Annotated in this window: 15 protein-coding genes; 8 read left to right on the plus strand and 7 right to left on the minus strand. The window is 62.7% G+C overall.

The annotated features are described in order from the left end of the window. Positions 1 to 258: 258 nt before the first annotated feature. Both HNQ95_RS01100 and HNQ95_RS01105 read left to right on the plus strand, forming a co-directional pair. Positions 259 to 618 (plus strand): hypothetical protein, encoded by a 360-nt coding sequence (locus HNQ95_RS01100; RefSeq protein WP_246719216.1) that lies wholly within the window; start codon positions 259 to 261, stop codon positions 616 to 618. Between the two features lie 226 nt (positions 619 to 844). Further along, entirely contained in the window at positions 845 to 1,210 is a 366-nt protein-coding gene (locus tag HNQ95_RS01105) for a hypothetical protein (protein ID WP_067959738.1), read from the plus strand. Positions 1,211 to 1,280: 70 nt separating this feature from the next. On the opposite strand, the gene HNQ95_RS01110 is transcribed toward HNQ95_RS01105, so the two are convergent. Both HNQ95_RS01110 and HNQ95_RS33515 read right to left on the minus strand, forming a co-directional pair. After that, positions 1,281 to 1,769: a GNAT family N-acetyltransferase gene (locus HNQ95_RS01110; RefSeq protein ID WP_371818636.1), complete on the minus strand. Its 489-nt coding sequence runs from the start codon at positions 1,767 to 1,769 to the stop codon at positions 1,281 to 1,283. A gap of 2 nt (positions 1,770 to 1,771) precedes the next feature. After that, entirely contained in the window at positions 1,772 to 2,866 is a 1,095-nt protein-coding gene (locus tag HNQ95_RS33515) for a lytic transglycosylase domain-containing protein (protein WP_246340510.1), read from the minus strand. 235 nt (positions 2,867 to 3,101) lie between these two features. Between HNQ95_RS33515 and HNQ95_RS01120 the strand changes: the two genes are divergently transcribed. Continuing rightward, the gene (locus HNQ95_RS01120) at positions 3,102 to 3,620 is read left to right on the plus strand and encodes a methylated-DNA--[protein]-cysteine S-methyltransferase (protein WP_067966283.1); all 519 of its coding nucleotides are present in this window, start codon (positions 3,102 to 3,104) and stop codon (positions 3,618 to 3,620) included. A 102-nt stretch (positions 3,621 to 3,722) separates the two neighbouring features. Here HNQ95_RS01120 and HNQ95_RS01125 read toward each other — a convergent pair whose 3' ends face one another. After that, a complete protein-coding gene (locus tag HNQ95_RS01125; protein ID WP_154384829.1) occupies positions 3,723 to 4,049 on the minus strand; it encodes a hypothetical protein in 327 nt (108 codons plus the stop codon). 333 nt (positions 4,050 to 4,382) lie between these two features. Here HNQ95_RS01125 and HNQ95_RS01130 point away from each other — a divergent pair, with 333 nt between their 5' ends. Continuing rightward, on the plus strand, positions 4,383 to 4,592 hold the full coding sequence (locus HNQ95_RS01130; RefSeq protein WP_067959730.1) for a cold-shock protein: 210 nt from the start codon (positions 4,383 to 4,385) through the stop codon (positions 4,590 to 4,592). 286 nt (positions 4,593 to 4,878) lie between these two features. Here the strand turns inward: HNQ95_RS01130 and HNQ95_RS01135 are convergent, their stop codons facing one another. The 3 genes from HNQ95_RS01135 to HNQ95_RS01145 form a co-directional block, all read right to left on the minus strand. After that, positions 4,879 to 5,490, minus strand: coding sequence for a glutathione S-transferase family protein (locus tag HNQ95_RS01135; protein ID WP_067959727.1), 612 nt, complete (start codon positions 5,488 to 5,490; stop codon positions 4,879 to 4,881). Positions 5,491 to 5,592: 102 nt separating this feature from the next. Beyond that, entirely contained in the window at positions 5,593 to 6,429 is an 837-nt protein-coding gene (locus HNQ95_RS01140) for an EAL domain-containing protein (protein ID WP_182573278.1), read from the minus strand. Next, positions 6,422 to 7,333, minus strand: coding sequence for an EAL domain-containing protein (locus HNQ95_RS01145; RefSeq protein WP_182573279.1), 912 nt, complete (start codon positions 7,331 to 7,333; stop codon positions 6,422 to 6,424). Before HNQ95_RS01145 ends, HNQ95_RS01140 begins: the two co-directional genes overlap by 8 nt. A 280-nt stretch (positions 7,334 to 7,613) precedes the next feature. Between HNQ95_RS01145 and HNQ95_RS01150 the strand changes: the two genes are divergently transcribed. The 4 genes from HNQ95_RS01150 (at position 7,614) to HNQ95_RS01165 (ending at position 11,941) form a co-directional block, all read left to right on the plus strand. Next, the gene (locus HNQ95_RS01150) at positions 7,614 to 8,816 is read left to right on the plus strand and encodes a pyridoxal phosphate-dependent aminotransferase (protein WP_182573280.1); all 1,203 of its coding nucleotides are present in this window, start codon (positions 7,614 to 7,616) and stop codon (positions 8,814 to 8,816) included. A 220-nt stretch (positions 8,817 to 9,036) separates the two neighbouring features. Beyond that, on the plus strand, positions 9,037 to 9,429 hold the full coding sequence (locus tag HNQ95_RS01155) for a hypothetical protein (RefSeq protein ID WP_154384827.1): 393 nt from the start codon (positions 9,037 to 9,039) through the stop codon (positions 9,427 to 9,429). A 125-nt stretch (positions 9,430 to 9,554) separates the two neighbouring features. Continuing rightward, positions 9,555 to 9,725, plus strand: coding sequence for a type II toxin-antitoxin system antitoxin (locus HNQ95_RS01160; protein WP_018428911.1), 171 nt, complete (start codon positions 9,555 to 9,557; stop codon positions 9,723 to 9,725). 329 nt (positions 9,726 to 10,054) lie between these two features. Then, positions 10,055 to 11,941: an MFS transporter gene (locus HNQ95_RS01165; protein ID WP_182573281.1), complete on the plus strand. Its 1,887-nt coding sequence runs from the start codon at positions 10,055 to 10,057 to the stop codon at positions 11,939 to 11,941. Positions 11,942 to 12,012: 71 nt separating this feature from the next. On the opposite strand, the gene HNQ95_RS01170 is transcribed toward HNQ95_RS01165, so the two are convergent. Then, positions 12,013 to 12,906, minus strand: a complete 894-nt coding sequence (locus HNQ95_RS01170) for an NAD(P)/FAD-dependent oxidoreductase (RefSeq protein WP_067959709.1) — start codon at positions 12,904 to 12,906, stop codon at positions 12,013 to 12,015. Between the last annotated feature and the right edge of the window lie 197 nt (positions 12,907 to 13,103).

The raw sequence follows: 13,103 nt of genomic DNA on the forward strand, positions 1-13,103 counted from the left end.
TGAGGGGCAGCGCAAACGCTGGCACACTTGCCATGTGGCGCATTCATCTGCAGGGCAGAAGAAGAGCTTCACCGGCGCATAACCAGCCCGGGGCGTCCTGCGGCTTCCTGCCGGCAAAGCACTACGGCAGAACTGAAATACGCAGGCGTCGTCTTAACGAAACTGCATGAATTGCCTCGCCCCACCTTCCCACCCGCATAGATTGCAGCTAACTCTTCACCATCAGGTGGGGGGTATTTGCGAATGAAACTGAAAACTATGCGGCTGGCACTGGCACCGGTGCTGGCGGGACTTCTGGTTGCGGCCGTACCGGTCGCGGCAATGGCCAAGGACAAGGGCTCGCTGGCCGGCAACGAAGGCAAGAAGCGGTACGCGGCGCAGTTCGGGAACACGACTGGTCCATGCAAGGACGGTTATAAGAAGTATGTCGCCGCCCCCGGCCACTCGGCCTATGCCCAGACGCATCTTGGTGCCGTCGAAGCCTTTTACTGCGGCGCTTCCCTTAACGCGCCGTCCCAGGCAGCAGCCGAAAAGCAAGCGTTAGAGCGCTGCAATTCGGTCGGCAAGAAGTACAAGATGAAAACCACCGGCAACTGCGCCATCTACGCTTCGAAGTGAGAGGCCGGACTTACCCTCCCCCTTGTGGGGAGGGGTCGATCCGCGACGCGGATCGGGGTGGGGGTGGTCGAAGAAGCGCACGCCGCCCACAGACTGGCACCGCGCCAGACCTCGCCTGCTGTCTGAACAGCCGTTCGGCGAAACCACCCTCGGAAGCCCGTCACCTCACCCCCTCGTCATCCCACCCCCATCCGGCTACCCTGCCCCGCCAGCCAGGAATCGCCGCATGCCATACGCCTACGACCCGTTCGACGAGATCCGCCGCGAGGCATCCGGTGTCAGCCTGATCCCGCCACAGGTGGTCGCCGACAACGCCGCCAGGGGACTCGTATTGAGAAGGCAGTTCGGCCGCGGCGGCACAGAGATCGGCGTCGGCCGCGCCGAGGAGCTTGTCGCCCGTACCGAGCTTACGCCCCATACCATCAAGCGCATGGTCAGCTACTTCGCCCGCCACGAGGTCGACAAGCGCGGCAAGAATTTTGGCAACGAGCAGAACCCGTCAGCCGGCTACATCGCCTGGCTGCTCTGGGGAGGGGATGAAGGGCGCGCTTGGGCTCTGGAGATGAAACGCGCTATCGCTGATCAGGCGTAATGCTGTTCGATTATCTGAATAGCCCAAAATCGAAAACATCCATGATGGCTGCTATTTTCGGCTGCAGAATTTAGCCACCCCAGTCCACCTCGGTCATGCCGAGCCTGAGATAGAGCCGAACAGCAGCCGAGTTGTCGACCAGGTTGGTCTTGAGGTCGATATGGCTCGCGCCCCGCGCAGCAAATATGGCAAAGACATGCCACAGCAAGGCCTCGGCGATGCCCTTGCCGCGACTGTCGGGACGAACGGCAAGGTCTTTCAGGAAGCCGCTGGTCCAGCTCAAGGCAGCGCCCGCCAACCGGCCCTCGTTATCGAAGACCAGGAAACAAAGTTCAGGGTCAAATTCCGAGTCGGCCTCGAGTCGTGGCCACCACTGGTCGAACGGGCCGTTCATGCCGTCGTCGAAGACGAGCTCAAGCAGATCGTAAAGTGCAACCGCGTCGGAGGCCTGAAACGTCCGCATCGAAAAGCCAGCGGGCCAGCGCGGGGGTCGCAGTTCGCCGGGCAGCACCCTGCGCAGGCGGACGTCGTTTTCCCCCTGCGGCGATGGCATCGGCAAGTCTAGCCGCGGTGACGGGCGCGGTCGCGGCCGAGCCCGGTCTCGTCGAGCAGGCCTTTGCGCTTGGCGTGGTAATAATAGCCGCTCTGGTAAAGCTTGTCGGCCTTGTCCTCGTCGCCATCGGCGACCATGAAAGCGCCGCGCAGATATTTGACCGCGTATTTCAGATTGGTCTCGGCATCGAACAGGCCGCGCGCCGGGCCGTCATAACCCATGCCGCGCGCGGTGGCGTGCTTGATCTGCATCAGCCCCCAATGGCCGTTGTTGAAGGCCATCGGGTTGAAGGTGCTCTCGCGGTTGACCACGCGCCGCACAAGCCGCTCGGGCACCTCATAGAGAGCCGCGTATTTCGAGATCAGCTCGTCGATCTTGCCGCGAGAGGCAAGTGCCGGGCTATCGGGCGCGGCATAGGACGAGGTGGCGAAGCTTTCGGGCGCGACATTGCCCAGCGACGCGACCTGGTAGCTGCGCGGCACCGGCGCGCTGGCCGGCAGGGCATCGTCGGCGATCGTCGGCGCGGACGGAAACTCTCCGACAAGCTTGTCGGCTGTGGCAACGATTTCGCCGCCGGCCATCGGCACCGACATCGGGTCGACCGGGCCCTTGGCCAAGGCAGGAGCCTTGGGCGCGGTGGCGGCAACGGCAACAGCTTTTGCGGCATCAGCAGCAGGCGCGATCGGCGCAGCGGCAACTGCCTTTTCGCCACCAGCAGCGCCAGTCGCCTTTTCGGCACCAGCAGCAGGCACCGGCGGCGCGGCAGCAACGGTCACGGCAGCGGCCTCGCTTGTGGCCGGCGTCGCGGCGTCAGCGGCACCCGCGACATCCGAAGCATCGGCAGCGGGCGCTGCGGCAGCGAGCACGGCAGTGGCCGGCGAAGCTTCGGTGGAGGCATATGATGCGGTCGGCAGCACTGCCACGGTTTCCGGCAGCGCGAGATCGGCGACCTCCGTCGAAGCGGGCGCAATCTCGGCGTTCAAGGCCACGTCGGCGGCCGTCGAAAGATCGGTGTTGAGAGCCGCTGTGTTGGTCTGGCAGCCCGACAGCAATGCCGTCGCCAATGCCACCGAGATCAGCAGGTGAGTCTTTATCGCCGGCAAATGCACACTCTGTTAATGATTTCGTCCCGCCCGACCCTCTCTACAACAACGTATGAGCCCCGGCAATCCACAGGTGGATACGGTTTTCGGGTGGCATGCGCACACAGATCATGGCACATTGTTCCTGATTTGTACCGAATTCACGCCAGCTGCCAGGACGAAAGGAACGGTCGTGGACCCCAGCATTTTCCATCCCCTGCCCGGCCGCGCCGTCTTCGAGACGGCCCTCGGCTTCATGGCGCTGGCATGGAGCAAGACCGGGCTTGTCAGGCTTTGCCTGCCGGAAAAAACCCGCGACGCCGCCGAGCGCCGACTGCTGCGACTGGCCGGTCAGGCCACGGCCGCGGGCGACCATACGCCGCCACCATGGATCACCGCGCTGATCGCCGACATCAGGCGCTATGCCGACGGCGAGGACGTCGATTTCTCCGATGTCCCGGTCGATCTCGCCGGCATCGACGATTTCCGCCGCGACATCTATGCCGCCGCCCGAAACCTTCACTATGGCGAGACCACCACCTATGGCGGGCTGGCCGAGAAGGCCGGCCGGAAGGGTCTGTTCCGCGAAACTGGCTCGGCACTGGGGGCGAACCCTATTCCCCTCGTCATTCCGTGTCACCGCATCCTCGCCGCCGGCGGCAAGATCGGCGGCTTTTCGGCAACCGGCGGCTCGAACATGAAGGAAAAGATGCTGGTGCTCGAGGGCGTGCGCGTTGGCCCGCCGCCATCCACCCAGGCATCGTTCGGGTTCTGACAGGGGATGAAAAGAAGAGCACACAACTGCGGGAGCTGCGCCTGACGGCGCGCTCCGGCGCGCAGAAAGCGTTTCAGAGCGAGATCAATTGTCCGCTTGCGTTCAGTCGCTCAGCGGAAACAGCCGGCGCTTGAAGAAATTGCGCTCGATTCGCTTGCAATTGTAGACCGGGCAGGACCGCGCATCGGCCGTCGGTACATATGCCCGGCGCGCCTCTTCGCCGGCCGAGCAGAAATGGTCGTTGGCGACATAACGATCATAACGCGGCACGCCCGACGTCGGCGACGTCCAGCGCAGGATCACCGCGCCCTGGTTGCGCACGACGCTCTGCGTCTGGGCGCAGCTCATTTTCGTCGATACGTAGCGCGACGCGGCCTGCGCTTCGGCTGCCATCAGTGTCAGGCACGCGGCAAGCAAAATGGCTTTCATGAGAACCTCCCGGACTTCGCGCAACGGCTGGCGCCGGCCGAACGTTACAGCGCCTCATCTTGCATCGCTCGCAATGCCATGGGCGCCAGGCAATATAACACCCTGCGCCCGCCATGGTTGCATGGCAATTGAGGCAGGTTTCAAGCGCCACTATTTGCAAGGGCTTGCACTTGCGGCCATTTGCCCTTATATCCGGCACGTTGATATTTCGGCCGACAGATCCGTGCCCCGCGACACTCTCGCGTTTGCAGACGTCTCTCCCCAAAATCTCGATACCACGACTGGGCATGCTCGCTTGGTCAAGAAAAACTGCAAACGACAAGGATATTCAATATGGCTACTGGCACCGTTAAGTGGTTCAACGCAACCAAGGGCTTCGGCTTCATTCAGCCCGACGCAGGTGGCGCGGACGTTTTCGTCCACATCTCGGCTGTCGAGCGTTCGGGCATGGGCTCGCTGGCCGACGGCCAGAAGGTCAGCTTCGAAATCGAGCAGGACCGTCGCACGGGCCGTTCGTCGGCTGGCCAGCTCAAGGCAGTCTGATTTAAGGCGCGCGGGAGCGAAAGCTCCAATCGCGATGCAAGTCACGGATGTACTGGCGGCTGCGCGACAAGCGCGCCGGAATCTCTGACCCGAAGGACGATGCGGCAGATTGCCGTGAGCCCGGGTCAGGTGATCCAGGATCAGCTGCTGACAGCGGAAGGCGGGGTCACACCCCGCCTTTTTCTTTTTGCGCAGACAGGGTCGCGGCTCGAAACTCGCCTGGACGTCTTAAAAAGGGGCCCGAAGATCGCATCTTCGGGCCTTCTTGCATTTCAGGATCAGGCGTTCACGGCAGCCAGGTCAGCGGCACATGGCCCTCGTCCGCTGCCACGCGGGCAAGCCAGGCCTTCACCGCAGGGAACGCATCCAGGTCATAGCCGCCGATGGTCGCGTCATGGGTGTAGGCATAGAGTGCAATATCGGCGACGCTCATCGCATCTCCGGCCAGGAACGGCGTCTTCTCGAGCTGCACCTGCATCACCCCAAGCGCCTTGTTGCCGCCGTCGAGCAAAGCCTGCATGCGCTCCGGCGTCGCCTGGGCGGCGCGCTCGGGGTAGAGGAACATCGTCCGCCTGACAGCAACGAAGGGTTCGTGGCTGTACTGTTCGAAAAACAGCCATTGAAAGACCAGCGCCCGCTGGTAGGCGTCTGCCGGCAAAAGCCGTGTCCCTTCGGCCATGTGGAGCAGGATCGCGTTGGACTCGGCAAGGAAGCGGCCATCGTCGAGCTCGAGCAGCGGCACCTTTCCGTTGGCGTTCTTGGCGAGGTAAGCGGGCGTACGTGTGGAGCCGTCGCGCGAGCTGGTCTCGACATGGCGGAACGGCCGGCCGAGCTTGGCCATCAAAAGCCGCGGCTTGTAGCTGTTGCCGCTGTCGCTCATTCCATAGATCGTGATCATCGCATTCACCCCGTTTGGTCAGCGATTATCGTCCCTGAGGTGAGTCGATCCAGCGAATTGTTCTGGTGCGAGGCATCAGCTTTGGTGATCTTTCGTACCGTGTCAGCCGAACAGCGGCACCACCACGCATTCGCCGCGACGATATTGCGACGTTTCGCGCGCCCCTTCGGCAAACACACTGCCGACCAGCTTTGCAGGCTCGAGCAGATCGCCCTGGAACAGGTCGACACCGGCGCCAAGCGCAATTTCCAGGCGGCTCTCATTGTCGATGCCCTCAACGAGCACGTCGACACCAAGCGTCTTGAGTTCCGACACCACCGGACGCAGCAGCCGCCCGGTCGCGGCGTCGGCGCAGAAGCGTTCGAACGAGGCGCGATCGAGCCTGACGATATCGGGCAGCACACGCTTGACGGCGTCGACGTCATGCTGCGCCGAGCCTGGCTGCCCCAGAGCGACACGCATTCCAAGCGCCCGCAGTTCGCAAGCCAGCTTTTCGTCGCCGCCGATCTCGCAGATCAGTTGCGACGCCTCGAAACCTTCGCCCTTGAGGCGCCGGACCATGAAACCCAGATCGTCGAGATCGGGTGCATCACCATTGATGTCCTGCCTGAACAGCAGCGCGATGCCCTTGACGCCCATATTGTGGGCGTTGGCAAGCGGCAACACCGCCCAGACACGTCCGACGATCGCGCGTTCCTCATCGGCTATCTCGGCGAGGAATTCGCCAATCGCGACCGGCCGTCCCTCGCGATACGGCACCACCTGGGCGTCGGCGGCGACCGGCGTCAGGCGGCCGTCTTCATGCCGGAAGATCGGCTGGATCGCGCAACGCAGGCGAAACTCACCGTGAACGCCGAACTCCAGGCCAATTTCGTCGGCGGCGATCCTTGCCACCAGGTCCCGAGGCAACGCGCCAAACCCGAAAACCACGTCACTCATGCACTGTCCTCTTGCCGAAGCTTCGGCTTGATCGCGGCGCGCGAACGGCAACCGCATCGGCAACTCCGGCGGGCAAAAGCTCCGTCCGGTGATCTCCGGCGGCTTCGGGCGCCACCGGTTCGAAGTGGGAAAAATTCGCCGGCACGATTTCCGGCAGAGCCAGAACGAAGCCCTGCACCATCGAGGCGCCGGAACGCTCGGCCAGTTGCAACTGCCAGCTTTCCTCGAGCCCCTCGAAAACTGTGCGGATGCCCTTGTCCTCGAAATTCGCCACCATCTCCTTGAGCAGCGCGAAACCCGCGCCCGATTCCATCAGCCGGCTGATCCAGTGGGCATCGAACTTGACGATGTCGGGCTTGATGTCCCGGATGCGCTTGATGTCGGAGTCGTCCGAGCCGAAATCGTCGACTGCGATGCGCAGGCCGCTCCCTTTCAGCGCCCTGACGAATTCGAACAGCGCCTCTTCGGAGGCTGGCTTCTTCTCGGTGACCTCGCAGACGATGCGGCGCGGATCGATGCCGGTTTCGTTGAGCACCTGGCGCATGTCGCGCAGCGCGTGTTCCGAGATCGAGCGGTCGAGAAACACCGATGGATCGAAATTGATGAAGATCGACGCTTCCTTGGGTAGGAACACGGCGGCGTTCAGGAGGTGCAGCGTCCGGGTCAGCGTTTCGACATGCAGCCGCTCGATGCCTTCCACGGCAGCGAAGAAGATGCCTGGCGGCACGGCCTCAGTCCCGCGAAACGGCCTGATCAGCCCTTCGAAGGCGGTGACCAGCAAGCGGCCCGACTGAAAGGCGTAAATCGGCTGAAACGCGCTGCGCAGGGCATGCACACCCCAGACGCCGGACGCAGATCCGTCGTCGTGCCGGATGATTTGGGCGAGCCCGATGCTCTTCGACACGGTCCGTCCTATTTCCGGAAAGCTGCGAAATTGCCCCGCCAAAATCTCATCGAAGATTTGATCGGCGGTTAACGCGATGGCTCAAACTTGAACGAACGCCGCCCAGCCGACTGTTTATGCACAGCTTCCACCGGCTTCTGGACCATCACATCCAGGCCTCCCGAAACGTCAATCCGCTTGCGATTCCCTGCGTCATGCGACATTACAGCGCCGCGCATTCCGTTGGATGCGCAAAGGCGGTCGAGCGACCGCGCCCTTTCCGAACCGGAGACCTGAAGTCATGGCCTTTCTTGCCGATGCCCTTTCCCGCGTTAAGCCTTCCGCGACCATCGCGGTCACGCAGAAAGCGCGCGAGCTGAAAAACGCCGGTCGCGACGTCATCGGCCTCGGCGCAGGCGAGCCGGACTTCGACACCCCGGACAATATCAAGAATGCAGCGATCGAAGCGATCCGCCGCGGCGAGACCAAGTACCCGCCGGTCTCCGGCATCGCACCGCTGCGCGAGGCCATTGCCGCCAAGTTCAAGCGCGAAAACAATCTCGACTACAAGCCGGAGCAGACAATCGTCGGCACAGGCGGCAAGCAGATCCTGTTCAACGCCTTCATGGCGACGCTAAACCCCGGCGACGAAGTCATCATCCCCCGTCCCTACTGGGTCAGCTATCCCGAGATGGTGGCGATCTGCGGCGGCACCTCGGTGTTCGCCGAAACGTCGATCGACAACGGCTTCAAGCTGACGGCAGCGGAACTTGAGCGCAGGATCACGCCGAAGACCAAGTGGCTACTGATGAACTCGCCGTCGAACCCGTCAGGTGCCGCCTACACCGAAGCCGAGCTGCGCGCCATCGCCGACGTGCTGCTCAAGCATCCGCATGTCTGGACGCTGACCGACGACATGTACGAGCACCTGACCTATGGCGACTTCGTCTTCAAGACCATCGCCGAAGTCGAGCCCGCGCTCTATGACCGGACGCTGACGATGAACGGCGTGTCGAAAGCCTATGCCATGACCGGCTGGCGCATCGGCTATGCCGCCGGTCCGATCGCGCTGATCAAGGCGATGGACATGATCCAGGGGCAGCAGACCTCGGGCGCCTGCACCATCGCTCAGTGGGCGTCGGTCGAAGCACTCAATGGCCCGCAGGACTTCATCGCCAAGAACAAGGCGATCTTCCAGGCCCGCCGCGACCTCGTCGTGTCGATGCTCAACCAGGCGCGCGGCATCACTTGCCCGTCGCCGGAAGGCGCCTTCTACGTCTACCCGTCCTGCGCCGGCCTGATCGGCAAGAAGACGCAAGGCGGCAAGATCATCGACGGCGACGAAACCTTCTGCTCCGAGCTGCTTGAAGCCGAAGGCGTGGCGGTGGTGTTCGGTTCGGCCTTCGGCCTCGGCCCGAACTTCCGCATCTCCTACGCGACGTCGGAGAAGCTGCTCGAGGAAGCCTGCACGCGCATCCAGCGCTTCACGGCATCGCTCGTCTGAGCAAAGCCCTAAGGCGAAAAAGGGAGCCCGGCTTCGGCCGGGCTTCCTTTGCCGGTTGCATAAGGCAACTTTTAATTGTATGCAGATGCCAACAGAAACCTTCTGAATCTTATACGCTATCATACATTTGCATATTGCCGTGCCGGTACAATCTGTTACTCTAAAGTAACTATATCCGCCCCCATTGGCGGAATCGTGCAGAGGCAGTCAGAGGCAGCAATTGTATCAGCGCAGACAGCAGCAGCAGGGGCGAAGGAGCAGAAGTCTGCTCTCATGCCTGTTGTTGTTGTTGCTATCGCTCTTTGCTGCACTCAGCGTCTCGGTTGCATCGACCCACGCGCACGCGGCCGGCTATCATCCTGAAGCAAATCTCTCGCTCGACGAAGGCACCGATCGGGTCACCGATGACCCCGGTACGCTTCCCGCCTGCAGCGACACATGCCTTGCCCTTGCCGAACTGAACGGGGACGGCAGCGACGACAGCGCCCTGCTGCGTATCGCCAACACCCTTTCGGCCGTCGATCTGACCAGCGGTTCGCTGGCCATCGACCCGCTTTTCAGCTTCCTGCGCTACCGAACCAGCGAGCCGCGCGCGCCTCCGGCTCGCGCCTGAACGGCGCAACGCGCCCCACCTGCGCCGCATGATCGGTCGGCAACGGCTACAGCATCAAGCTCGCCGTCAGGGCTGGTCACATCTGCCCCCTCCGGGACATTCCCGAAACAGTCTCAGGAATCATCATGTCTAAGACTCATCCACTCGGATTCCGTATCGAACGCGACCTCAAGGAGGCGCTCGTCAAGGCAGCCAAGGATGACCACCGCTCGGTGTCATCGATGGTTGAGATCATCATTGCAAGGTGGCTGCGCGATCGCGGCTACCTCGTCGAGAAGGAAGAACGGGCCGCCTGAGCCCGCTTCCCCGCAATCCTGCCCGGCGCGCAATTTGGCGCCGGGCAGCATCCGCCGGACATGCCCGGCATACCAGGTCTTCTTCACTGGCAAACGCATAAGTTCAGCCGTCCGCGTTTTCTCGCCAGGCCCTGCATCATCGTTTGCAATGCAGCATAAAAGCCCGCGACGACTTCGCGCTTGCCTCTACGACCAAAGTCATAATCCCAAAGCAGCGATGGATAACGGCCGTATCGCGGCGTTATCAATTCGACGTCGTTTGGTCAGGCGGATTCGCGCGGAGATTGCTCTCCAGGCCCTTGCCGCCGGCACTCTGGGAGGAGATTTTTATGGCAATTTCGGCAACCGCCGGCGCCCGTGCGCGCGGCATGTCGCGAGAAGAGAAGAAAGTCATCTTCGCTTCGTCGCTCGGTACCGTCTTCGAATGGTACGATTTCTATCTTTACGGTTCACTCGCTGCCTTCATCGGTGCGACCTTCTTTGCCTCGTATCCCGAGGCCACCCGCAACATCTTCGCGCTGCTCGCCTTCGCAGCAGGCTTCCTGGTTCGCCCGTTCGGCGCGCTGGTCTTCGGCCGCATCGGCGATCTCGTCGGCCGTAAATACACTTTCCTCGTCACCATCCTGATCATGGGCCTGTCGACCTTCTTTGTCGGTCTGCTGCCCGGCTCGGCCACCATCGGCATCGCCGCGCCGATCATCCTGATTGCGCTGCGCATGCTGCAGGGCCTGGCACTCGGCGGTGAATATGGCGGTGCTGCGACCTATGTCGCCGAGCACGCGCCCGACGACCGTCGCGGCTACTACACTTCGTGGATCCAGACTACGGCGACGCTCGGCCTCTTCCTGTCGCTGATCGTTATCCTGGTCGTCCAGACTTGGCTCGGCAAGGAAGACTTCGCCGCCTGGGGATGGCGCGTTCCGTTCCTGCTTTCGTTCATCCTGCTTGGCATCTCGGTGTGGATCCGTCTGTCGCTGTCGGAATCGCCGACCTTCCAGCGCATGAAGGAAGAGGGCAAGGGTTCCAAGGCGCCGCTGTCGGAAGCCTTCGGCCAGTGGAAGAACGCCAAGATCGCGCTGCTCGCACTGTTCGGCCTCACCGCCGGCCAGGCCGTGGTGTGGTACTCGGGCCAGTTCTACGCGCTGTTCTTCCTGACAAACGTGCTCAAGGTCGATGCACAGTCGGTCAACATCATGATCGCCGTTTCGCTGCTGCTCGGTACCGGTTTCTTCGTCTTCTTCGGCTGGCTGTCGGACAAGATCGGCCGCAAGCCGATCATCATGGCCGGCCTGGCGCTTGCCATCGTCACCTACTTCCCGCTGTTCAAGGCGCTGACCTGGGCCGCAAACCCGGCACTGGCCACTGCCCAGCAGAACGTTCGTGCCACCGTCACTGCCGCTCCTGGCGACTGCAAGTTCCAGTTCAACCCGGTGGGCACAGCCAAGTTCACCACCTCCTGCGATATCGCGACGTCGTTCCTGACCCGCAATTCGGTTCCTTATGACGTCGTCACCACGGCCGCCGCCGGCACTCCTGCCACGGTCAAGATCGGCGAAGCAACCGTCACCTCCTATGACGCCGTCGCCGCCGGCGATGCCGCCAAGGCGAACGACGCCGCCTTCGTCAAGGCGGTCAACATCGCTCTCCACGACGGCGGCTATCCGCTGGTCCGTGGTGCCGCAAAGGTTGCCGACCAGAAGCTGGACGCCTTCGTCGCTGCCAACCCCGAGCTGAAGCTCGACGCAGCCGCGATCCGCGGTGGCGAAAAGGCAACCATGCCAACCGAACAGGCGATCAAGGACAAGCTTGTGACCGCGGAAGAAGCAGCCGGTGCACCTGAAGTCGGCTTCTTCAACATCCCCGGCGGCGGCTCGTTCTCGATGGTCGCCGATCCGGCTGCCGTCAACAAGCCCATGGTGATCGGCATCCTGTTCATCCTGGTCGTGTACGTGACGATGGTCTATGGTCCGATCGCCGCAATCCTGGTCGAAATGTTCCCGACCCGCATCCGCTACACCGGCATGTCACTGCCCTACCACATCGGCAACGGCTGGTTCGGCGGCCTGCTGCCTGCGACCGCCTTCGCCATGAGTGCCGCGGCCGGCGATATCTACTACGGCCTGTGGTACCCCATCGCGATTGCCGCAATGACGCTGATCATCGGTGTGATCTTCGTCAAGGACACGCTGGGCACCAACCTCAACGCCAAGGACTGATCCGCGGCACCAGTAAGAAGAGCCCGGCAGGTGCAAACCTGCCGGGCATTTTCTTTTCCTGGTCCGACCCTTTAGTCAGCCTCGAACATCAGCGAGCGGTGCGTGGCAGCCCCTGCCATGGCCCCGTCGCCCACCGACAGCGCCACCGAGCCTGCCGCCCGCGCAATGTCGCCACATGCGAACACGCCCTTCACCGTCGTCTGCTTCATCGCGTCGGTCCTGACGAAATTGCCCATCGGCCCAGCCTCCAGTTCGCAGCCCAGTTGTTCGACCCACGGGATCTGAAGCGATGTCCTGGGCATGGTAAACAGCCCGTCCAGTTCAAACATCCGACCATCGTCGAGCACGAGGTCGGCGCCCTCGCCCCTGACCTCGCGGACGAGTGCGGCCTCGACCGTCGCGCCGCGCGCAGCAAGCTGCCGAATCTGCTCGGCGTCGGGCGTGAACACGCCATTGGTGAACAGCGTCGTCGTGCCCCAGTCGGGCAGCATCAGTGCGTGATGCATGGAGTGCTCCGAAACGGCGAGCACGCCGATCCGGCCCTGGTTCAGCTCATAGCCATGGCAATAAGGACAATGAAAGACGGATCTGCCCCAGCGCTGGCGCAGGCCGGGGATTTCGGGCAGGCTGTCGGAGACCCCGGCCGCCAGCACCAATCGCCTGGCGCTCGCCACACGGCCAGTGCCGAGATCGACGGCGAAACCACCTTCGATCCGCCGCGCACCTTCTGCCCTGCCCTCCAGCCACGTCACGCCGGGATAACGCTCGAGCTGCTCACGCGCCTCGGCGGCAATCGCGCCCGGCTCGCGGCCATCTTGGCCGAGGAAGCCATGGGAATGCGCGGCAAAGCGGTTGCGCCGCTCGCCCACGTCAATGACCAGAACCTTGCGCCTGGCGCGGGCAAGCTGCAGGCCCGCCGACATCCCCGCATAACTGCCGCCGACGATGATGACGTCGTAGTCCATGGCCAAAAATCCTTTGAAGCGGCCCTGTGGTCGCGCTGTGCTTCCCCAGCGGGTCGAAGAGCTTTCGCATTTTCACGACACTTCATATGTTACATGACTGTGGTCGTCAAGCTTCACGCAACTCCTGTTGTTGCGTGACCGACTATCTGTTAGGCCTGACCAGACGCCGGCAGCGAGCTGAACCGCGCCAAAAAGCC

Origin of the sequence: Aminobacter ciceronei (assembly GCF_014138625.1) — a bacterium.
Classification (GTDB): Bacteria; Pseudomonadota; Alphaproteobacteria; order Rhizobiales; family Rhizobiaceae; genus Aminobacter; species Aminobacter ciceronei.

Coding starts and splice junctions, on each gene's coding strand:
- HNQ95_RS01165 (WP_182573281.1), top strand. CDS start 10,055: ATGGCAATTTCGGCAACCGCCGGCGCCCGTGCGCGCGGCATGTCGCGA.
- HNQ95_RS01100 (WP_246719216.1), top strand. CDS start 259: ATGCGGCTGGCACTGGCACCGGTGCTGGCGGGACTTCTGGTTGCGGCC.
- HNQ95_RS01130 (WP_067959730.1), top strand. CDS start 4,383: ATGGCTACTGGCACCGTTAAGTGGTTCAACGCAACCAAGGGCTTCGGC.
- HNQ95_RS01150 (WP_182573280.1), top strand. CDS start 7,614: ATGGCCTTTCTTGCCGATGCCCTTTCCCGCGTTAAGCCTTCCGCGACC.
- HNQ95_RS01120 (WP_067966283.1), top strand. CDS start 3,102: ATGGCGCTGGCATGGAGCAAGACCGGGCTTGTCAGGCTTTGCCTGCCG.
- HNQ95_RS01125 (WP_154384829.1), bottom strand. CDS start 4,049: ATGAAAGCCATTTTGCTTGCCGCGTGCCTGACACTGATGGCAGCCGAA.
- HNQ95_RS01105 (WP_067959738.1), top strand. CDS start 845: ATGCCATACGCCTACGACCCGTTCGACGAGATCCGCCGCGAGGCATCC.
- HNQ95_RS01160 (WP_018428911.1), top strand. CDS start 9,555: ATGTCTAAGACTCATCCACTCGGATTCCGTATCGAACGCGACCTCAAG.
- HNQ95_RS01170 (WP_067959709.1), bottom strand. CDS start 12,906: ATGGACTACGACGTCATCATCGTCGGCGGCAGTTATGCGGGGATGTCG.
- HNQ95_RS01135 (WP_067959727.1), bottom strand. CDS start 5,490: ATGATCACGATCTATGGAATGAGCGACAGCGGCAACAGCTACAAGCCG.
- HNQ95_RS01140 (WP_182573278.1), bottom strand. CDS start 6,429: ATGAGTGACGTGGTTTTCGGGTTTGGCGCGTTGCCTCGGGACCTGGTG.